This window comes from Paenibacillus sp. M2, from assembly GCF_046713495.1.
In the GTDB taxonomy this organism is placed as follows: Bacteria; Bacillota; Bacilli; order Paenibacillales; family Paenibacillaceae; genus Paenibacillus; species Paenibacillus amylolyticus_B.
Genome location: NZ_CP169648.1, coordinates 3,371,193 through 3,391,718, shown reverse-complemented (window position 1 = coordinate 3,391,718; position 20,526 = coordinate 3,371,193). Strand labels below are relative to the sequence as shown.

Sequence of the window (20,526 nt, the reverse complement as noted above, 5' to 3'; positions counted from 1 at the left end):
TATGTTTTTCTTCTTTTTCTTTCTGTTACTTGGAATGATTGGTTTATTCTTTGGAGTTAGAGCAATGAGACGACCCAATTCATGGCCTTTTAATCGTACGAAGGATGAACTTCATGAATACGATATGATGGGCATCAAGTTTAGAGGCGTTTTTCTCCTTGCTTTTGGTACTGTTCTGACTATCGCCTCTTTCAGACTTCTTCTTATTTAAAATCCAAAAAAGCCGCTAATATAGCGGCTCTCAATCGGGCCTTACTCTGGTCCCGCTCAATATCGTGGTATCAACCATTAATCTATGGTTTAATATTAGCTTGCTGACCATCAGGAGCCACCGACTTATCGTTCGTCTTCACACCCCTGCGCTTTTTGTACCCTTTAAATATGAAATACCCCACTATGATTAAGATAATCGGCATTCCGTACAGTAATAGAATATAGAAACTGAACAGCAAAAGTACGATTATCGACCCATCTATTACATTCAATATGCACACTCCTTTATAAGTATTACTGGCTGAATGATTACTACATTACTCAATAACTACTCTCTCATCTTCATATGTAAAAAAATATTATTCATAGAAAAAACATATTTTTTCTTATGTTAATTGTATAGACAAATAAAGTTGCTATTATAGCAACTTTATTAAATGACATTCTTAGATTTCTTAAGCATTTTCAGGTTCATAGATTCCATAACCATTCTTGCCATTCTTTTTAATCTTGTACATGGCTCCATCCGCATGTCTCAGAAGTTCGGAAGGCTCCTGTCCATGCTTGGGAAATAGGCTGATACCAATACTCATCGAAAGGTTGATATAGTTTCCGGCAATTTTGAAATGGGTACTGAATGCAGCTTCCAATCTTTTGGCGATGACTTCAGCATCGTGATCATCTTTCAGATGGCTTAAAATGATGAATTCGTCCCCGCCAAGCCGAGCTACAGTGTCCGCACCTGGAATTGTTTCGCTTAATCGCTTTGCCATTTCCAACAACACTTGATCGCCAACATGGTGTCCATATGTATCATTCACTTGTTTAAACCCATCAGCATCCACAAACATGACGGCTAGTTTGTTATGGTTTCTTTTGGCATTACTGATGGCCCAGGCAAGACGGTCATTATAAGCAAGACGATTAGGCAGACCGGTAAGTGGATCATGCAAAGACAAGTGCTTGCTGATTTTCTCGGAGATTTTGATTTTGGCGTACTCCGTCTCCAGTTCTTTGATCAGATTTTTAAGTTTATATACCCTGGTATTGGTGTGTGTCATGTCAGTAATCTGAATAAGGACATAACTCCGATCTTCATGATAGAGCGGTTCAACATGCATATTTTGTCTGAATAATTGTTCATCCTCTCCTTCAGTAGGAAGAATGAACGCCTTATGTAAAGCGCTTGAGCAAAACCTGCTCTGTCCATGATACAGCGCATTTTGCAAAATATTTAAATATATGTTCGACTTAAACCGTGGGCAGACCTCAAGCAGATTTAAGCCAACTACCTCTTCTACATTCTTGCCAGTAAAGCGCTCCAACCAGGCATTCCACACAACAATTTTTAAATGCCTGTCCACGATCATTATTCCCATATGGGCTTTGTTCAAAGCTTGTGAAATAAGATTATCCATTGTCCGCCTCCAACAAAGCGTCCATTTTGGCCAGCAGGCTCGATATGGAGTTCATACTCAGTGCTATGACAATGATACCTGTCACATCCGTATCGGCAAGTAAAAACGAGGTATGTAAAACCAGGACATAAACTTCATTCTGAAGCAATATTTGTTGATCGGAATTGGTGACATAGATCAGTTCAATATCAGGCAGGACGTATTCCAGTTTGATCTCCAGGAAGTTACCGAATTCTCCAATAATGGCGTTAAGCAGGACATTGCTAACTTCCTTCAAAACGTCCAAATCCGTGTCCATCAGGTTCGGATCGTTCGGTATAACGCTCTCACCCAGTTCTCCAAGACAGATGTTTGCCAATACTTTAGCCTGCTCAACAGGAAACATCAGAAATGCTTTTCCCTGAAATTCGTATCCAAACTGTAAGGATGACCTAAACAGGTGACCTTCACTAAAGAAAATGTTGTATCTTCGATCTCCAGGATCAACATCGGATATGGAGATTAGTTCCACTTCCGGAATATTCAAAACGATACGCTTGTCTACAATCTCTGACAACATGTTAGCCGCTTGTCCCACGTAAACGTTCACTAGTTCAGTAAGCAAATCCTTCTGTAAATCATTCAGCATGATAGGCCGCCTGAATCAGTTGAATCATAGTAGTTGCCTTCTCGGCGGTTAAAGGTTTATTCAAAAAACCAGAAATGCCTAACATTTCAACTTCATCCCTAGTTGTCTTCTGAATATCTGCAGATAAGATAATAATTTTGACATTGCTATCCGTTTCTCGAATCATTCGAAGCATTTCTTGTCCGTTCAAATCAGGCATCAGCAGGTCAGTGGTTATAAAATCAGGTTGAAATTCCTTAAATAGGTTGTATCCTTGCTCTCCATTGTTAGCAATCTGAATCTCGCATTCTGGAATATGATCAACAATCAGCTTTGTAAGCAATTTCTGTACGAAAATGGAGTCTTCCACGATTAATACTTTCATTTTCTCTTCAGTCTCCTTGATAAAATGGTAAGAGCTCGGGATGGTCAGGCGCTGTGGACAGTTCTTGATATAGGGCTTTCGCGCGCAGTGGCACCCTGAAAAGAGACTGACTGGTGAATCAAGTAAATATAAATTATAGTAACTTTAATTTAATTGTCAACAACATTATTGAATAAGTTCGATTCGTGTGCAATTGACATACTAAGGTCTGCCGTTTAAAAAACATAAAAAAACGGTCACCTAGTGACCGTTTTTGATCGGTTATCTGGAACTGCATTAAGTTTACTCTTTTACCCCTCCAAGCTGCAAGCCATGAACGAAATACTTCTGCAAAAATGGATATACGACTAAGATGGGTAATGCGGCAACAATCGTAATCGCTGCCCGAATAGATACAGGTGTGACCATGTTACGCGCAGCACCAAGATCTGCACCATTGGCAACGGCTGCACTGCTGTTGGAATTCATAGAAGATGATAATAGTTTCATCAACTCATATTGCAGCGTGCTCAAGTTTTGTTTGGAAGATGCATACAGAAACGTATCAAACCAAGAGTTCCATTGACCGACTGCAATGAACAGCGCAACAGTAGCGAGAACCGGTTGGCACAGCGGTAGAATAATGGAAATGAATGTTCTGAAATCTCCAGCACCATCGATTTTGGCGGATTCGATCAATCCCTCGGGTAGTGTCTGGATATAAGTTCGAATAACAATCATATTAAAGGCACTGATCAGCCCAGGAATAATGTACACCAGGAAGTTGTTTAACAAATGCAAATCTTTCATTAGGAAGTAAGTTGGAATAAGACCTGCACTAAAATACATCGTAAGAACAACTGTAATGGTAATGGGCTTTCGTAATATATAATCTTTTCGGCTTAGTGTGTAAGCCAGCATGGAGGTTAAGAATAGACTTAAAACTGTCCCCAAAACCGTTCTCGCCACAGATATACCAAAGGCGCTGAAGATGGTCCCTCCTGCAAATACTGCTCTGTAGTTTTGATCTGTCCATACCCGAGGCCACAGATAAATCCCACCCCGGATGGTGTCATTACCGGCATTGAATGATACGGCGAGTGTATTCACAAACGGATACAGGGTAACAATCGCGATTGCGATCATCAGTATACCATTTAACGTATGGAAGACAATCGGTTCAAGCCGAGATTTATTGATTCCCATCTCTAGTCCCCCTTATATTAATCGGTCTTCCCCGAGCCGTTTGGAAATTGAATTCGCCGCAAAGATCAGCGTGATACTAACTACTGTTTTGAAGATACCTGCCGCAGTAGCCAAAGAATAATTCCCGATCTGTAGTCCGTACTTCAGGACAAATATATCTATCGTCTGTGACCAGTCGACAACCACACCATTACCTAACAGATACTGAACCTCGAATCCAGCTTCCAAAATCCAGCCCATATTCATAATCAGCAAAATGATAACAATGGATTTGATTCCGGGTAAGGTCACATACAGCATTTTCTTATATCGGTTCGCACCATCAATCTCTGCCGCTTCATAGAGGGAAGGATCGATAGACGTGATGGCCGCCAAATAAATAATGGCATTCCAGCCAACTTCTTTCCATACATGGGATGCGCCTACAATGCCCCAGAAGTATTCCGGAACGCTAAGCCACATGATAGGTTCTTGAATGATATGCAGCTTCATGAGTACCACATTCACAATCCCACCATCTACAGATAGTGAACTTGCTACGATACCTGTCACAATAATCCATGAGAGAAAGTGAGGTAAATACGATATTGTTTGAATGGTTCGTTTATATAACTTATGTTTGATCTCATTAAGTAAAATGGCAAATATAATTGCTGTCGCAAATCCGAGCACCATATTGATGACGCTCATCGCAATGGTATTACGAAGCACGTTAAGAAATGCATCGTCTGTTAACAAAAACTTAAAGTGTTTGAGCCCGACCCATTCCTGCTGCGTGAAACTCTTCGCAGGACTGTAATTCTGAAAGGCCATAACCCAGCCCCAAATGGGATAATACGAGAATACGAGAATGTACGCAACGATGGGCAATGACATGAACATGAGTTGTCTTTGTCCGCGCAATCGTTTTAACAGTGGTGCTTTGGGAACGACTGTACGGGTGGTTTGCTCTGGTATGGCTCCAGGCGTGTTCGCCATCTTTCACTCCTCCTATTGGCTTGCAGCGACTTTAAGCATGATGTCCCCGGAAGGCACTCGCCTGAGTAATCCTTTGGTTGATACCTTCCGAGAGAATCATTGCCGCATTTTTTTATTTAACAGACCAGTTCTCGATTCTCCATTTCAGTTGATCATTAATTCGATCTTCATAGGATTTGACATCGATCTTCTTGTAAGCGTCTACATATTCAGTCCAAATGTTATCGAACTCATTCGGTTTTGACATGATTGCTTTAGGCAAGAATTTCAATGAAGTGTCTGTCATTTGTTTGTTCGCTACCGCAGCATCAGAGCCTTCTTTCAGATCGACCTGCCATGCTGGATAGTACACTGGATTTTCTGGTGCAGGAGAGAAGAAGTCACTCCACGTTTTGAAGCCGTATGCATCCAGAAGTTCTTTATCTTCCGGTTTGAGGTTGTCATAGAATTCCTCAGGTTGGTTGATCGCTCCAATTGCATTGCCATCTTCAAATGTTCCTTCGAGCTTCGGTGCAGCAGCGTAGAAACCTTCAGCTTTGTTAACCAATCTCCATGCTGGATCATCCTGCTCTGTCCGTTGCTCTGGTGTACGATAGAATCTTCCCTCTTCATTCACTTGGTAGTCTACACCCTCTTCACCCCATGACAAGAGCTTCTGGTACTTCTCGTCCATAAGCTTATCGAGGAATTTGATGAGTGCGACAGGGTCTTCGGCATCTTTACTGATACCAAAACCATTGTTCAAGTTAATGACCGGACGATCCAGATAATGATCTGTGATACTTGTATCATAGACAAGCGGGAAGCCTACGTATGTCTGGCCAATTTTCCCCTGTGCTACGAGTGGGTCTTCGCCGGCTTGGAAATTCCAGTGCTGGTCGAACATACTAAGCACACGTCCCGAAGAAATTTTGGCCAGATATTGATCGTAGTTCTGAACAAAGGCTTCTTTATCCAGCAATCCCTCGTTGTACAGATTGTTTAGTTCCTTATAATACCGTTTGGAGATATCTTTGTCGGCAAAAACGGTTGCGACTCCACTATCATCTACGACTACGCCCCCGTCGTTGGGGTGACCCGTAAGATGTTCAGGTGGGTTAAGCAAAGGGAACGTCCGCCAGTCTGAAGCCAATGTAGTGAAACCAATCGTTGGTTGACCATCAATAGTTGGATTCTTGGCTGCATAATCACGGACCAACTTTGTGAAATCATCCAACGTTTTAGGAGTTGGGTACCCGGCATCCTTCAGTATGGACTTTTGGATCCAGAATGCAGGACCAGAATAATAGTTACTAATGAACTCTCCTGTATACACTCCATAGTTAGGCAACCAGTAAATATGTCCGTCACTGGAATCTTTCATCCGGTTCCAGTCTTTACCGAAATGTTTCTTCAGATTAGGTGCATGCTCTTCAATGAGATCTTCGAGCGGAATAACCGCACCCGCTGAGACCAACTTGGTGTCTGCTGTGATCAGATCCGGGAAATCGCCCCCGGCAATCATAACGCCCAACTTCTGTTGAAGATCACCTACTAGAAACTCCATCTCAAGATTAACGCCGAGTTCATCCTGAATCTTCTTGTAGATTCGGTTATCTTTAGCTGGCGCCTGATTTGGCGTTCCGATAAAGGCCGAGATGTTCAGTACCTCTTTCCCATCCTTTGTAGTCGCTTTCTCATTGTCACCGCTGCATCCTGCCAGTGCCAAACTCAAAGCCAGAACGAGTGATACGGAACCCCAAAGCTTCTTTTTCTTAAGTCCCCCCATGTACTTGCCCTCCTTGGAAGTGGTATGTCTTACTGTTTTTAGTATGAAGAAATGTATGCGGTTACAAAATATATACATTTAAGGTCTACCCCCCTGTAATTGTAGGTCTTATTCAGGAGGGGTTCTTCTTTTTCATGGATCAATTCGCATACTTTTGCCTGTATTCTACTGGTTTCATGGCTGTTCGTTTTTCGAAGTGTCTGAGAAAATGCTGGTAACTGCGGTACCCTACTTGCTCCGCAATCGCACTGGATGTTTGATTCGTCTGCTGGAGCAGACGCTTCGCTTCTTCCATTCTTAAATCATGTACTACCTCGATTACACCCTTACCATACTTTCGCAAAAAGGATTGCCCTAAATGGACAGGATTCACGTAGAATCGTTCTGCGAGCTCCTGGATCGTAAATGTCTCCCTGTAATGCATCTGCACATATTCAGCAACCGTCGCCTGGATGCCACCCATTTGCCTCTCCCGGAAAATGGCCAGTGCTGACTTGCATTGCAAACAGAAATGTTCCAGATTGTTAGCAACCTCTTCTATATTTCGTTGGCCCTTCTCCAGAATTCCACTCGCCAATTCGTTCATTAGAGCATTAGGTTCTCCTCCTAATTCTCTGCACAGGGACAATCCGCGGAATATAATATGGGTAGAGAAAATATGTACAATCTCTGGCGCAGCCTTCATCTGTACAAACAGTTCAAAAGCACTCCGAATCGCAGACGAGAGTTCCTCTACAGAACCGTTTTCAAGCAAATCGCAAATATGGTCCACCTCTGACAGCGTTTCTGGATCAAACTGCCAATTTTCCAGCTGAATATCTTCGGCAAACAAAAGACGCTCTTGATTAAAAAACAAATAACGCCCAACTTCCTGAGCGGAGCGGAAGGATTCAGATAAATGCTCCAGTTTGTTGACCGTTAATCCAACCGCGATATGAATATCTCCGCAGCCGTTATGTTGCATATTATTCATCAAACGCTGGGTAAAAGCTTTAATTGCTTCAAACGTCTCATTTCTATTATTCGTTTCCTCCCCCCATACAAGCCCCAATGAGTCTCTTGTTCTGTCTATCACATAACAGCAAGTTGTTTCTTCAGCCGTTTGTTCGACTACTGAACAGACTTCCTGAATATCTCCCTGAAAGGCTATCCGCAGGTATGCCCAATGGGACTTGTTTAAACGAGGACGTATCTCTGACATCTCCTCCTCCGATATATTTTGCTTATCCTTAATCAGTGCGGACAAAAACGCTTTGATCCTTTGCTCGTTTGCATGTTCCCTTATACGCTCCTGGGTTTCACGCTCCTGCAATTGCATACGGAGACGGACCAACATATCCTCTGCTTCTGTACTGTCAACCGGTTTGGTTAGATAGTTGGAGACACCTAATCGAATAGCTTGTCTGGCATAATTAAAGTCACTGTATCCACTCGTGATGACAAACAGCACAGACTCATGTTCCAATCGTCGTGCTTCTTCTACAAGTTCCAGCCCATTCATCACAGGCATACGAATGTCTGTCACCACGAGATCAGGTCGATCTTGTTCCATCATCCGAATGGCTTCCTCACCGTTGGCGCACACACCTCTGATTTCGAAACCATACTTTTCCCAATTGATCAGAAGCTGTAACCCTTCAATGGCATAAGGTTCATCATCGACTAACAATACTTTATACATGAGAGTTTACCTCCTATTTCCTCTGTTCCAGCTTGGAGATCGGTATACGGTACCCTGCAATGGTTTCCTTTCCAGGTACACTGCTTAGATCAAATATCGCATTTCCTTCATAAAAGAGTTCCAACCTGCGGTAGACATTGCGGAGTCCTACATGCTCGCCGTTCCTGGGTCTTTCAGAACGAATATCTCGCAGGAGCTCGGTTAATCTCCCTGCATCCATACCGATTCCATTATCGATCACCTGAATAACCAGTTCAGAAGCGTTTCGACTCGCCGTTATCTTGATCTGTCTTCCATTTTTTCGCGCCTGCAAGCCGTGTTTGCAGGCATTTTCGACGAGCGGTTGAATACTCATTCTGGGAATGAGCAACGAAGCTGCATCAGGATCAACCTCGAAGGTATAATCAAACAGCTCTCCAAAGCGAAACTTCTCAATCTGGAGATAAAGATTCGTAAATTGCAGCTCTTCTTGCAAAGGAATCAGATTGTCAGAATGACTGAGCAACTGTCGCATCAGTTTGGACAGACTTTTAATAATCTCAATTACTTCTGTATATCCATTCTTCGTACTCACGACCAGCAAGGCATTCAATGTGTTAAATAAAAAATGGGGATTCATCTGACTCTGGAGCATCGACAATTCAGTCCTCACTTGATCCAGCTCCAGATCTTTTTGACGGATTTCCAGTTTATATACGTCATTAATCAGCGTATGAATTTTACCAATCATGATGTTAAATGTACGAATTAGCCCGCCAATTTCGTCGCGGCCTTCGTGAATTTCAATGAGATCGAATCGTTCGTTACGAACCTTCTCCATATGTCTGGATAACTTGCGAATCCGATAGTGGTAGGAACGTAAAATAATGTAGATCAATACAGAGGGGACCACGATACTTAATGCGAGCAACCCCAGAATTGATTTAAAGGCTTCTTGCAAAAGGTGGTCAAGGTGACGCGTATCGGCAACTCCAATCAATTTCCAACCCTTTAGGTAGGCTAGATTCCCCAACGATTTTTCGAGCGTGTAAGCAGAATCTCCAGATTCCTTGAGCATTGATTCATTATCAAGGGGGGATAAGTCGGTTTCGCTGAATTCCCCACTTGAAACGACAGTTCGATTATTGCTGTCCACCAGACGCAGCTGAAGACTGTCTGATTCACGATTTAAAATGCTATACACCCGGCTCAGTTCCAGATCAATCTTGGAATACTTGTTGTAACTGGCATAGGAAGTATAGGTATCCATTTTGCCAATCACACTGATTCTTCTTCCCGCGTTGAATCCGGATGGCTCAATATAATCAACGACAAGAATGCCTCCACTGGTGGATTTCAGCTGTTTCAATCCAGGGAGTACATTCTTGTCTTTCATCACGATATAATGACTGCCCGTTTGAATGGTATCGTTATCTGTATAGATACGCACCTCCAGAATATTCGCTGACATGTACCGTGTTAATTTATCTCGCAGGAATGCATGGTAGACGTTGTAATAATCCACGGGGGAGTGATAGGTCCGATCCAGTGCCTCATAGAGCGAATCGTCTGCTGCAATAATTCGGCTCAGGGCAACGCTCTCATCAATCATGCCTAGCAGTTCCCCCGCAGCCCTGTCGATGGATTTACGCAGATTTTCCTGTTCTCTAATTTTGATATCCGCAGAGGTTCGTTCATAAAAGAAGATATTAATCGTTATTACAGGAAGGAGAATACTAAGTACATAAATAAGCAGAAATTTGGATCGGAGAGGAATATCATTAACCTTACTGAACATCCAGAATTTATGACGCATATAATCACCCTTGGTTTTTGTTTTTATAGACTGACGGAAGCTCCCCAGTATGCGCTCTGAACTTTTGGGTGAAATATTCAGCATCATGATATCCTAGCCTGAATGCAATGTCAGTGATCTTCATATTGGTACGTCGCAGGAGTTTACGGGCCTCCTCAACACGAAGCTGGTGCACATAGTCACTGAAACTGACCCCCATCTCCCGCTTGAACTGTTGACCCAGGTAGGCAGAATTCACGTGAATACGATTAGCTACATCTTGTAATTTAATTTTACTTCGATAGTGTTGCTTCAATTCATTCACTGCTTCTGCAACCAGCCCTCCCGTACCCGTCTTTTGCTTCAATTCAGACTGGGAAAGTTGCTTGGACAGTCGAACACACAGGTCTTGCAATGTGCCGGAAGACCAACTCGCAGCTTCATGCCATTCTTTTTCACATAGTATTTCTTTGCAACCCTCTCTTTTTCCATATTTTCGTAACAACTCCCCATGGATATACCGGATGACATGATGTATCCATTCCAACGAAACCTCTGCTTTCTCACTTTTCTCTAACAGTGCACTCACTGCAATATCGATGGAATACGTGTTTTCTGCTTCAATCAACGCCAAGATCTCTTTGGAGATATTCATCATTTGCTCTAAATCATATTCTTCGTTTATTCGATATTCATTAAGATGATTTTCATAGGCTTCATCTGTAACCGTGACTCCATTTTGCTGTTTTTGCTCATTTCTGCGTTTGTCCAGAGGTTCAATCATTTCCATAAGGATTTGATGAATTTCCTCGGGAACAAGAGGTTTAAGCACGTACTGATCGACCTGATAACGTATGGCTTGCTTCGCGTAATTAAAATCGGAGTATCCTGTAACGATAACAATTTTAGAGGTATAGGCGAGATCTTCTCGCAAGGTGTGAATCAAACCAAGACCATCCATAACAGGCATTTGAATATCCGTGACGACAAGATCCGGTTCAACCGAGTTGAATAAAGCAAGTGCTTCCTCCCCATCTGTTGCCGTTCCGCAGAGTTCATATCCACAAGCTCGCCAGTCAATCATTGTTCTCCATCCTTCTAGCATAAATGGCTCATCATCCGCGACAATGACCTTGTACATTAGCTCACCTCACTTTTATCCTTGATCAGCTGCATGTATTTTATCTATATCAATAGGTAGATTCCAGTTGTTCTGAAAACGCTAAACAGCAGAACAACAGCAGGATTGTTGTCTGCTCGCACAACTTTGGAGAACAAAATTTCTACCAGTCTCATCGTCATTAATCAATAACATAGAAATGGTTCCATTAGACCGTACTATAAGAACGCTCCGATTGTAGCGAAGCGCCGGGTTAACAATTCAAGTGTAACGCTTACATTTTTGTACAACAACCTGTTAAACTATAGGTTTTCACCCGACAAAGTATAGGTTTAGCTCAGAAGTAATCTATTGTCAGTAGAAAGATTTTTCATTCTCCACGTACAATACGGAATCCTTGATCGGGACCAAAACCATTTGCATCAAATTTGCCTCGAAATGATATTTCATTGTTATTGACACCGCCGATCCAGCCTCCGCCTTTCACAACTCGCCAAGTTTGATTTGGACTCTCCGAATCGCTGTACCAGTCCCAGCACCATTCTCTCACATTCCCAGACATATCATAGATTCCTAACTCATTCGCCTTCTGAGTTCCGACTTTTTTGGTTTGATTACGATTGCTCTCAATAGCGGGCCAGCTCCAGTCACCCGTCAGAATGTTCTCGCCTGCATTTACCCAGTACCAAGCAACTTCATCAGGATTGTTACTTCCGCTGTATGTGTAATTTAAGCTCTTTTGACCTCCGCTTGCAGCGTATTCCCATTCTGCCTCTGTGGGTAAACGGTAACCGTTGGCGTCCTCGTTGATCGTTACATTCCATTTTATAGTGTCATTTTCATTGTGATTATTCGTGTCCTGGTTGTCTTTATCTATATTGTAATAAGGTTTCAGGTTTTCTTTTATACTTTTTTGATTACAGTATTCCACTGCGTCATACCAACTGACCATTTCAACAGGCAGGTCATCTCCCTTGAAGCCAGAAGGGTTTTCCCCCATAACCTCCATCCATTCTTTTTGAGTTACTTCGTATTTGCCAATATAGAAGGGATCCAGCGTTTCATTCCTATCGATCTGACTCGGCTTACTGCTCTTGAAGGCTCCTCCTTCGACGAATACCAAGTCATCGCTTAATTTCGTATTACTTGCTGAACAAGCACTTAGACTAACAACTATAGCGATTAAAGTTAACCATACCAGCTTCTTCATTCAATTATTCTCCTTTACTAGCTTAAATCCGGCAACGTCGAGGTCCGTTAGTCTGGAGAATAACGTTACTCAACGCTACCGGAAAATTGAATTTCAAATGCAGGTGCAGAAGTTGAACTGCATCACATCATTTTTACCAAACCGTCACGTTTGCGCTTCCGCTACTTTGATAACCTTCCGTTGCCATCACCTGATAGGACCAGCTGTTGCCTAAATACATCCCTTTGCTCGCCCATGCATTCACATGATTACTGAACGTGATGGTAGAATTGACTCCGATTGGTTTCTTGGTCTGTCTAACACTCCAATACTGAGGGAAAGTCTGAGTACCATCAATGGAAGGTGCATTGTATCTCATCGTTGTATAGATGTCATATGTGCCGCCATCACTAGTCATTGAGCCCTTATACGTTCCGGTAGGACGATACGTTCCCCAGCTATCCACCACGTAATATTCAATTAGAGCGTTTCTAGTCCAACCATAGAAGGTGAGATAGCCGTTACCTGAAGGAGAGAATACGCCCGCATTATAATTGACCACTCGATTAGGCGTACCGTATGTCCACCCTTTCCCGACAACAAAGTTCCCGGTATTTTGCCAATTCACGCTGTAATTCCCGCCCGATCCATTCACGGCGTTGACCGTTCCTCCACCATCTGTCCAATTTTGCCAATAATCTGTTGCTGCGCTCGATGTGGCTGCGAAGACACCAAAACTCATGGAAGCTGCAAGAACAACGGTTAACAATTTTTTGCTAAATTTAAACATAGATTATACCTCCTGATATTTTAATAGATTTGGTTGATGCTACAATCCGATATAAATGTTCTTCAGCAAATTCACTTGAAAAGACGTTGCGAAAACAGATACAGATCGTTTTTCCACACGGGCCAATCATGTCCTCCACTTTCCTCATGCCAAATGTGAGGTACTCCGTGTTGCGCCAGATATTGGTGAACCCCAAGACTAATCTCTATAAGATTGTCCTGTTCACCGCAAGAGATCCATAACAGCGAGAGTAATGAAGGCGCTTTCGAAAGATCAGGGACAAGCAGCTCGGGACTTCTGGTATTTGGGGCTGCGGAGAAAGCACCGATCCATGCAAAATGGTCTAGATTACTTAATCCGATATTTAAGGATTGACCTCCACCCATGGATAAACCAGCAATCGCCCTTTTATCCCGGCTTTTATGCAAAGGGTAGTTCGACTCCATGTAAGGTATCAAATCGTTGAGCAGATCGGATTCGAACCGTTTAAATGCTTTGATTTTCTCAAGTTCAAACAGGTCTCCTACGGCTCGATCATTCGACATTGCGCGACCGTTGGGGAAAACAATAACCATCGGTTCAAGCATATTATCGTTGTACAGATTGTCGAGAATAATTTGCGGAGAACCATGAGTATGCCATTCGGTTTCGTCTCCGCCAATACCATGCAAAAGAAAAAGTACAGGATACATCGTTGTCGAAGAAAATTCTGGTGGGGTGTACACCATCACTTTACGGGAATTGCCAACCGTGGTGGAAGGATACTCTACCGTCTCCATGACTCCACGTGGTATATTCTCCCGATACTGGTCATATCCCGTTACTGCTGGTGAGATCAATTCCATTCTCTTTTCCTCCGAACATATGAGTGACTATCAGTCTTCAGTTAATCCACATAGCCAAAACCCAGAATAGTGAAGCATTTATGTTCATGGCCTTCCGCCATTTCGATCTCGATGGAGTGCTCCCCCACATGCTCTTCGTTAAGCAGAAGTGTGGCATGGCAATGGGTCCAGTTCACTTGACGCGGATCGACTTTTTGGACAAATACCCCATCTACCTTGATATGTGCAGTTCCGAATTTTTCGTTACCAGAATCCTTGAAGATCAGAATGAGGCGTTTGCACTGCAAACTTATCCGAAAGCTCCTCTGATCCTCTTTTCCCTCTCCTGTACGCATCCAGTTGTTGGGGAACTGAGGTGTACCATAGTCATGAGCATCCATCTCAGCCATCTGCAGATCCGTGTCCGTTTTACAAAAAGAGCCTGCATCGATTCGGGCAATATGATTGCCATTTTTCCGATCCAACAGCTTCACATTAACAAATTCATTCCCAATTAGCGGAGCTTTTTCAATATGATGATCTTTCTCATCCCACTCAGAACGATTCGTCACGTCGAACAAATATTCCAAACAATCGGCCATAATTCGATGCCCTATATTAGTTGGATGATATATATCATGGAAAAATTGCTTTTTGGAAATAACGTTGCCTTCACCTTTTGTCTTATTGAACTGATCTACGACAGCATCTTTCACACTTACCATTGGCAGATCATAATGCCAGCCTACCGGAGCGAGACGATCCTGTAGATTCCAGTCATTTTCGAATACACTGAATAACAAGATGACCGCTGGCTTGTTATCGGCAGTAAGTGCTTTGAGTACCAGACTCTCGTAACATTTACCTTGGGTTTCATCATCTGCGTCATTAACTGCGAATTCGATTATGACAATATCCGGCTGAACGGCACCTCCCCTCAGCACATCACGATCATAACGTACAATCCCCAGTTCTGAAGGAGTTCCACCCACACCTGCTTTAATCAGATGAATCGGACTATCTTTTGAAAGCGCAAACATAAACTTGAACGACTCATACGACCGATAAGCGTAACTTTGGAGATGAATAGGTACTGCACCAGCACCATGGGTAATGGAGCCTCCAATATAAGCGATAACGACAGGTTCGCCGTTTTTTGCCTTCTCAATGGCTCGTTTTAATCTGACATTATTTCCTTTGTTCAGAAGAGATCGGCCAATCATGTCGCGATATCTAGGTGACCCAAAATCAATTGCGGGCTTGACTGCCGACGCTGTCACTCCAACTGGATCGCGCGGTGCAGTGAATTCCGTGTTTTCACCTGCATCTCCTGAATCCTGGAGCATAAATCATCATCACATCCTTCCGGTTTAGATTCTGACCATCCTCAAACAACTTTTAAAGAATCACAGCTTGTATTATTAGATCAGATGTGATCCTTCTCCCAAAGTGTATCCCTTACATAATTTTACAACAACCTGACAAAGTATAGGATTTTAACCAATATATCATTTTAATTTGAGTACAATGACATGCAGATATGAACACCTATAATTTTTCATGTAAACGCTTTAATTTGTATACTATTTCCATGTTATAATTTTGAAAAACCGCATTGATGAAGGAGGATACTCATGAATATCACGGGTCAAGGCGCGTGGGATACGGGTACATATACAAATCTGTTCTTGAAGCTAGGCTACGATGAGAATGAGATCACGAACAGATTGGAAGAAACATGGAACGAGCTGTTTTACGGCGATGATAATACTCGAATATATTACCCCATGGGTGAGGATAAGGGTTATTTGCTGGACACTGGTAATCTCGATGTTCGCTCCGAGGGCATGTCCTATGGCATGATGATGGCTGTTCAGATGGACAAAAAAGAGGAATTTGATCGACTCTGGAATTTCTCACACTCGTTTATGCAACATAAAGCGGGTCGTTATAAAGATTATTTTGCCTGGCATTGCAAGCCTGACGGAACCCAACTCTCGCAAGGTCCTGCTCCTGATGGTGAGGAGTTTTTTGCCATGGCGCTTTTTTTTGCCTCCAACCGCTGGGGCGATGGCGCTGAACCTTATGATTACAAGGCACAAGCCCGCAAGATTCTTCGTGCATGTATACATCAAGGCGAAGACGGCGAAGGCGATCCCATGTGGGACCCGGAAACAAAACTGATCAAATTCATACCAGAAACACCGTTTAGCGACCCATCCTACCATCTGCCTCATTTTTATGAACTATTCGCGAAATATGCGGATGAAGAAGATCAGCGCTTCTGGAAAGAAGCGGCGGCCGCTAGTCGCGCTTACCTTCATACAGCCTGCCATCCCGTAACGGGACTATCACCTGAATATGCGAACTATGACGGCTCTCCGGCTCCAATACAGCCGCATGGTGATTTCAGACATTTTTACAGTGATGCCTACCGTGTTGCTGCAAATATAGCGCTGGACTGGGAATGGTTCCGCAAGGATCACTGGCAGATCGAACAATCCAATCGGATTCAATCCTTCTTCAGTGATATTGAAATGTCCGATTATCGTCGCTATACAATAGAAGGTGAACCTTTCGACGAACCTTCACTGCATCCTGTAGGTTTGCTGGCTACCAATGCCATGGCTTCACTGGCTGCGGACGGTCCACATGCTGACACATTCGTTCACAAGTTCTGGAACACACCTCTGCGTCAGGGAGAGCGACGTTATTACGACAATTGCCTGTATTTTTTCAGCATGCTCGCTCTAAGCGGAAGATATCGCATGTACTAAACTAAGGGAATGTGCACGAGCCGTTGAACCTGCCCTGTGAACGTTTGGCTTGCAGGACAGGTCCAATCACTGAATTTTAAGAAGGATGCAATGATATTACGATTTAATCTATATCAACCAAACGCGTTCCCGGCTCGCATATGTTGACTGCGAACCGGGAACGCGTTTGGTTGTGCAAATACAGGCAGTAACTTTCCCCACTCTGTATGATCCAGATACTTTAATTATTTGGAAACGGAAGAAGTATCATAGGAAGACTGCATAATCTCCAGATATCGATTAATGTTCAATCCCTCCAGGCCTTTCACATATTCATCCCAATCCTTATCCAGACTTTTGGCGCCAGTAATAAATTGCAGGGCGTTCTGATCGATGTAATCCTTGAGATTGGTCTGCATCATGCTGGCTTCATCAGCTTGGGACGGATCTACCCACAATGCCCAATGAGGGAAAATCTCTTTTGGTTCCTTGCCCTCCATTAACAATGTCGCCTCATAGAGACGTCGCTCACCACCATCATTGGCATAGATGTCTGTCCCCTGTACTTCGGAGTCCCGGTATGCCTGATAATGATTGTACTGACTCAATGCAGCCCAACTGTCATTACGAGGTTCTTCTCCAGAAGGAAGCGGAATGGCTTTATATAACGGCTCAATCTGATCATTGAGCGCCACTTCTCCTTCTTGTGGTTTGCGCCAGCTTACGCCCTCTTCTCCCAGATATGATGCCATGGTTCCTTCCTGGGTATAGAGATAATCCAGCAGCTTTATGGCCGCGATCTGTGTTTCCTGACTGGCTTTGTTTGTCAGTACAAAAGACGCTCCGGGATCAATTGGATAGTTGTACGTAGCATAAGCAGCATGGGGTCCCTTCAATGGAGGGATGGGATTGTAATCATTCCCGTAAGGAGAACCTTCGGCAGTGGTTACGAATAATGATGGATGCATCGCTGCTCCCGCACCGAGAAGCTGTGCATCAGCGTTATCGCCAATTTTTTTGAAGGCCCCGACGTTTTGGGTAAATGCCCCTGGATCAATCAACCCTTCATCGTACAGGGATTTAATATAGGCAAGCCCTTCTTTCCACTCCGGTTTGTTCACTACGGTCTCCACTTTCCCCTGATTGACAATGAGATAATTCCGATCGTCGTCATAGATAAAACCGTTCATCAAGTACGGAATAATGTGCACACCGAAATTTTCAGTCGAACCGCTTAGCGGTACTTCGTCGGCTTTACCGTTCCCGTTCGGGTCTTTCGTTTTAAATGCCCGAAGCATTTCCTTAAATTCTTCTGTCGTCGTGGGTTCGGTCAGGCCCAGTTGTTCCATCCATTTGGTGTTGACCCACATCTTGTTTGGGTATGAACAGTGAAAACATTCATTCAGACCCGTCAGACCATAGATATTTCCGTCAGGAGCAGTGTTCATGGCCCGATAATAGTCATTGCTCTCAAGTACTTTTTTAATATTGGGAGCATGCTCCTCAATCAGATCATTCAGCGGCAAAATAACCCCCTGCTGACCAAACTTCAACAAGTCTGTCTGGGAGAAACGATCTACCCAAGGGATGAGCAGATACAAGTCCGGATAATCACCGGAAGCCAGTGAAATCTGTCTTTTCTCCGCTGCACCGTCGAATGGAACCGTAGTCCAGTTGAACTGAATATCAAACTTCTCTTCCATTTTCTTCGTGAATTTGTTAGTGGAAAGGTTGGTATCCGAACCCTGGTGAGCAAACACATTAATGGCCGTCTTGCCTGACGGATCGCTGCCTTCCCCGTTCCCCTTATCAGAGCTTGAACATCCGGCAAGTACCAACGAGGTAAACAGCATACAGGCAAGAATGATGAATCCCGCTTTTTTCAATATAATCCTCTCCTTCATGAATAATAGAAAAAATGAACTTATCCTTTAACTGAGCCAATCAGCATACCTTGCACGAAATACCGTTGAACAAAAGGATAGATGATTAGCACCGGCAAGCTGGCCATCACAATTAACGAGTACTTCATGAGTTCAGCCATCTGCTGCTGTTTGATCATTTCCGATGCATCCATGCTCCCCGTACTGCTGTTCAGAATAAGAATGCTGCGTAATATCAGCTGTAGCGGATAGAGCGACTGTGATTTCAGATAGATGAGGGCGTCAAAGTATGCATTCCACTGACCGACAGCGTACATAAGTGACAACACGGCGATAATCGGTTTGGCGAGTGGCAGGATAATACTGAAGATAAACCGGATGTCACTGCAGCCATCGATGTCTGCTGCTTCGGACAATTCTTCCGGTATCGAATTCTGAAAAAAGGTACGGGCAATGATGACTTGCCATACCCAGACGGCATTGGGAATCAGCAACGCCCAGCGGGTATCAATCAGTCCCATGGTTTTGACCACCAGATAGGTAGGGATCAAACCGCCTGAGAACAACATGGTGAAGGTAATAAACATCATTAACGAGCTGCGACCAACAAACGTTTTTTTGGATAATGGATAAGCAATCATAATGGTCAGTGCTACGCTGATGAAGGTGCCGCAGGCTGTATAAAAAAGGGAATTGGCATAACCGGTAAGGACTTGATCATTCCGCAATACAGACTTGTAACCGTCAAACGTCAGGTCAATGGGCCACAACCAGACTTTTCCCGAGGAGACGGCAGCTGGGCTGCTGAGCGAAGAACTCACAATATATATCAAGGGATACAGCACGGCAATCAGCACCACTGTCAACATGAAGTAAACAACCGTTATAAATACACGGTCTCCCCAGGATTCACGAATCGTACTGCTGCTCTTGATCCGCGAACGACCTGCATTTGTCTGTGTGTTAGGCATGGGTTGGTTCTCCTCCTTTCGCTCCCGTTACCATAAGCTTGTATTGGACAGTCGCTTGGCGACCGCGTTTACGATTAATAGCAGAATCAGGTTAATCACCGAGTTGAACAGGCCAACCGCAGTAGCGAAGCTATAATTGGCATTCAGCAATCCTATTTTATAGACATAGGTGGAGATAATCTCCGAAGCAGACAGGTTGAGCGGATTTTGCAGCAAATATATTTTTTCGAACCCAACAGCCATGATATTCCCTACACTCAGGATCAGAATGATGACGGCTGCCGGAAGTAGTCCAGGCAGATCAACATTGATGATTTTCTGTATTCGGTTGGCTCCGTCCACTTTGGCGGCTTCATACAGGGATGGATCAACACCTGCCAGAGCAGCCAGATATATCACAGCCGAGTACCCCATTCCCTGCCACACATCGGAGAATACGTAGATGGATCGAAACAGTCCGGGCTCACCGAGAAAATTCACCGCTTCGAAACCAAAGGCACCTGCAATCGTGTTGACAATACCCAGCCTAGGAGACAGAAAGAGCATAATGATGGAGACCATAACAACAGTAGAGATGAAATATGGAGCATATGTCACCATTTGTACTGTTTTTTTGAATCGTATGTTTTTGATTTCGTTCAGCGCGAGCGCCAGTAATATAGGAATCGGGAAACCAACGATCAGGCTGTAAAACGAAATGTAGAGTGTGTTCTTGATCAGCATGACAAACGCCGGATTTTTAAAAAGTAATTCGAAATACTTGGTTCCGGCCCACGGACTGCCCCAGATCCCCTTGATGACGTTGTAATCTTTAAATGCCAGGATCGCATTCACCATAGGTACATACTTGAAAATAATAAAGTAAGCAATCGGTGGCAGGATCAGCAGATATAGCTGCCAATGTCGCCTCCAGCTTCTGGATAATGCTTGCTTCAAGGCAAACGGTTTACTTGGTTTCTCCACGGACTTTGATTCACTGGTCAT

17 protein-coding genes are annotated in these 20,526 nt (G+C 43.6%); 1 reads left to right on the top strand and 16 read right to left on the bottom strand.

Going from position 1 to position 20,526, the window contains the following annotated elements; translation table 11 throughout:
- Nucleotides 1-668: 668 nt before the first annotated feature.
- The 13 genes from ACETMN_RS15465 to ACETMN_RS15405 form a co-directional block, all read right to left on the bottom strand.
- Nucleotides 669-1,631, bottom strand: coding sequence for a sensor domain-containing diguanylate cyclase (locus ACETMN_RS15465; protein WP_100526257.1), 963 nt, complete (start codon nt 1,629-1,631; stop codon nt 669-671).
- Nucleotides 1,624-2,259, bottom strand: a complete 636-nt coding sequence (locus tag ACETMN_RS15460; RefSeq protein ID WP_017688455.1) for a hypothetical protein — start codon at nt 2,257-2,259, stop codon at nt 1,624-1,626. The genes ACETMN_RS15465 and ACETMN_RS15460 overlap by 8 nt, the downstream gene beginning before the upstream one ends.
- Complete coding sequence (locus ACETMN_RS15455; RefSeq protein WP_411736309.1) at nt 2,249-2,623, bottom strand: response regulator transcription factor; 375 nt, start codon at nt 2,621-2,623, stop codon at nt 2,249-2,251. The genes ACETMN_RS15460 and ACETMN_RS15455 overlap by 11 nt, the downstream gene beginning before the upstream one ends.
- 282 nt (nt 2,624-2,905) lie before the next feature.
- Nucleotides 2,906-3,808, bottom strand: a complete 903-nt coding sequence (locus ACETMN_RS15450) for a carbohydrate ABC transporter permease (protein ID WP_017688457.1) — start codon at nt 3,806-3,808, stop codon at nt 2,906-2,908.
- 12 nt (nt 3,809-3,820) lie between these two features.
- Entirely contained in the window at nt 3,821-4,786 is a 966-nt protein-coding gene (locus tag ACETMN_RS15445) for an ABC transporter permease (RefSeq protein WP_017688458.1), read from the bottom strand.
- Between the two features lie 112 nt (nt 4,787-4,898).
- The gene (locus ACETMN_RS15440; protein WP_036671131.1) at nt 4,899-6,554 is read right to left on the bottom strand and encodes an extracellular solute-binding protein; all 1,656 of its coding nucleotides are present in this window, start codon (nt 6,552-6,554) and stop codon (nt 4,899-4,901) included.
- A 139-nt stretch (nt 6,555-6,693) separates the two neighbouring features.
- Nucleotides 6,694-8,235 (bottom strand): response regulator, encoded by a 1,542-nt coding sequence (locus tag ACETMN_RS15435; protein ID WP_340935988.1) that lies wholly within the window; start codon nt 8,233-8,235, stop codon nt 6,694-6,696.
- Between the two features lie 13 nt (nt 8,236-8,248).
- The gene (locus ACETMN_RS15430) at nt 8,249-10,012 is read right to left on the bottom strand and encodes a sensor histidine kinase (RefSeq protein ID WP_411736308.1); all 1,764 of its coding nucleotides are present in this window, start codon (nt 10,010-10,012) and stop codon (nt 8,249-8,251) included.
- 22 nt (nt 10,013-10,034) lie between these two features.
- Nucleotides 10,035-11,150: a helix-turn-helix domain-containing protein gene (locus tag ACETMN_RS15425; RefSeq protein WP_036615870.1), complete on the bottom strand. Its 1,116-nt coding sequence runs from the start codon at nt 11,148-11,150 to the stop codon at nt 10,035-10,037.
- A 349-nt stretch (nt 11,151-11,499) separates the two neighbouring features.
- Entirely contained in the window at nt 11,500-12,339 is an 840-nt protein-coding gene (locus ACETMN_RS15420; protein ID WP_411736307.1) for a formylglycine-generating enzyme family protein, read from the bottom strand.
- A 133-nt stretch (nt 12,340-12,472) separates the two neighbouring features.
- Complete coding sequence (locus ACETMN_RS15415) at nt 12,473-13,108, bottom strand: glycoside hydrolase family 11 protein (protein WP_036615877.1); 636 nt, start codon at nt 13,106-13,108, stop codon at nt 12,473-12,475.
- 71 nt (nt 13,109-13,179) lie between these two features.
- Nucleotides 13,180-13,953: an alpha/beta hydrolase gene (locus tag ACETMN_RS15410; RefSeq protein WP_036615880.1), complete on the bottom strand. Its 774-nt coding sequence runs from the start codon at nt 13,951-13,953 to the stop codon at nt 13,180-13,182.
- 41 nt (nt 13,954-13,994) lie between these two features.
- The gene (locus ACETMN_RS15405; RefSeq protein WP_411736306.1) at nt 13,995-15,278 is read right to left on the bottom strand and encodes an SGNH/GDSL hydrolase family protein; all 1,284 of its coding nucleotides are present in this window, start codon (nt 15,276-15,278) and stop codon (nt 13,995-13,997) included.
- A 288-nt stretch (nt 15,279-15,566) separates the two neighbouring features.
- Between ACETMN_RS15405 and ACETMN_RS15400 the strand changes: the two genes are divergently transcribed.
- Entirely contained in the window at nt 15,567-16,709 is a 1,143-nt protein-coding gene (locus ACETMN_RS15400; RefSeq protein ID WP_411736305.1) for a glycosyl hydrolase family 8, read from the top strand.
- 224 nt (nt 16,710-16,933) lie between these two features.
- Here the strand turns inward: ACETMN_RS15400 and ACETMN_RS15395 are convergent, their stop codons facing one another.
- From ACETMN_RS15395 to ACETMN_RS15385, 3 genes are read right to left on the bottom strand one after another with little or no spacing between them, the layout of a single operon-like run.
- A complete protein-coding gene (locus tag ACETMN_RS15395; RefSeq protein ID WP_411736304.1) occupies nt 16,934-18,592 on the bottom strand; it encodes an ABC transporter substrate-binding protein in 1,659 nt (552 codons plus the stop codon).
- 20 nt (nt 18,593-18,612) lie between these two features.
- Nucleotides 18,613-19,542 carry a carbohydrate ABC transporter permease gene (locus ACETMN_RS15390; RefSeq protein WP_036615892.1) on the bottom strand — a complete coding sequence of 310 codons (930 nt, stop codon included), beginning with the start codon at nt 19,540-19,542 and terminating at the stop codon, nt 18,613-18,615.
- A 27-nt stretch (nt 19,543-19,569) separates the two neighbouring features.
- Entirely contained in the window at nt 19,570-20,424 is an 855-nt protein-coding gene (locus tag ACETMN_RS15385) for an ABC transporter permease (protein WP_411736419.1), read from the bottom strand.
- Nucleotides 20,425-20,526 lie beyond the last annotated feature (102 nt).

Excerpts from the sequence above, each read along its gene's own strand:
- ACETMN_RS15465 (WP_100526257.1), bottom strand. The coding sequence starts at position 1,631 with ATGGATAATCTTATTTCACAAGCTTTGAACAAAGCCCATATGGGAATA.
- ACETMN_RS15395 (WP_411736304.1), bottom strand. The coding sequence starts at position 18,592 with ATGAAGGAGAGGATTATATTGAAAAAAGCGGGATTCATCATTCTTGCC.
- ACETMN_RS15450 (WP_017688457.1), bottom strand. The coding sequence starts at position 3,808 with ATGGGAATCAATAAATCTCGGCTTGAACCGATTGTCTTCCATACGTTA.
- ACETMN_RS15400 (WP_411736305.1), top strand. The coding sequence starts at position 15,567 with ATGAATATCACGGGTCAAGGCGCGTGGGATACGGGTACATATACAAAT.
- ACETMN_RS15425 (WP_036615870.1), bottom strand. The coding sequence starts at position 11,150 with ATGTACAAGGTCATTGTCGCGGATGATGAGCCATTTATGCTAGAAGGA.
- ACETMN_RS15435 (WP_340935988.1), bottom strand. The coding sequence starts at position 8,235 with ATGTATAAAGTATTGTTAGTCGATGATGAACCTTATGCCATTGAAGGG.
- ACETMN_RS15410 (WP_036615880.1), bottom strand. The coding sequence starts at position 13,953 with ATGGAATTGATCTCACCAGCAGTAACGGGATATGACCAGTATCGGGAG.
- ACETMN_RS15455 (WP_411736309.1), bottom strand. The coding sequence starts at position 2,623 with ATGAAAGTATTAATCGTGGAAGACTCCATTTTCGTACAGAAATTGCTT.
- ACETMN_RS15460 (WP_017688455.1), bottom strand. The coding sequence starts at position 2,259 with ATGCTGAATGATTTACAGAAGGATTTGCTTACTGAACTAGTGAACGTT.
- ACETMN_RS15420 (WP_411736307.1), bottom strand. The coding sequence starts at position 12,339 with ATGAAGAAGCTGGTATGGTTAACTTTAATCGCTATAGTTGTTAGTCTA.
- ACETMN_RS15405 (WP_411736306.1), bottom strand. The coding sequence starts at position 15,278 with ATGCTCCAGGATTCAGGAGATGCAGGTGAAAACACGGAATTCACTGCA.
- ACETMN_RS15390 (WP_036615892.1), bottom strand. The coding sequence starts at position 19,542 with ATGCCTAACACACAGACAAATGCAGGTCGTTCGCGGATCAAGAGCAGC.
- ACETMN_RS15445 (WP_017688458.1), bottom strand. The coding sequence starts at position 4,786 with ATGGCGAACACGCCTGGAGCCATACCAGAGCAAACCACCCGTACAGTC.
- ACETMN_RS15430 (WP_411736308.1), bottom strand. The coding sequence starts at position 10,012 with ATGTTCAGTAAGGTTAATGATATTCCTCTCCGATCCAAATTTCTGCTT.
- ACETMN_RS15440 (WP_036671131.1), bottom strand. The coding sequence starts at position 6,554 with ATGGGGGGACTTAAGAAAAAGAAGCTTTGGGGTTCCGTATCACTCGTT.
- ACETMN_RS15415 (WP_036615877.1), bottom strand. The coding sequence starts at position 13,108 with ATGTTTAAATTTAGCAAAAAATTGTTAACCGTTGTTCTTGCAGCTTCC.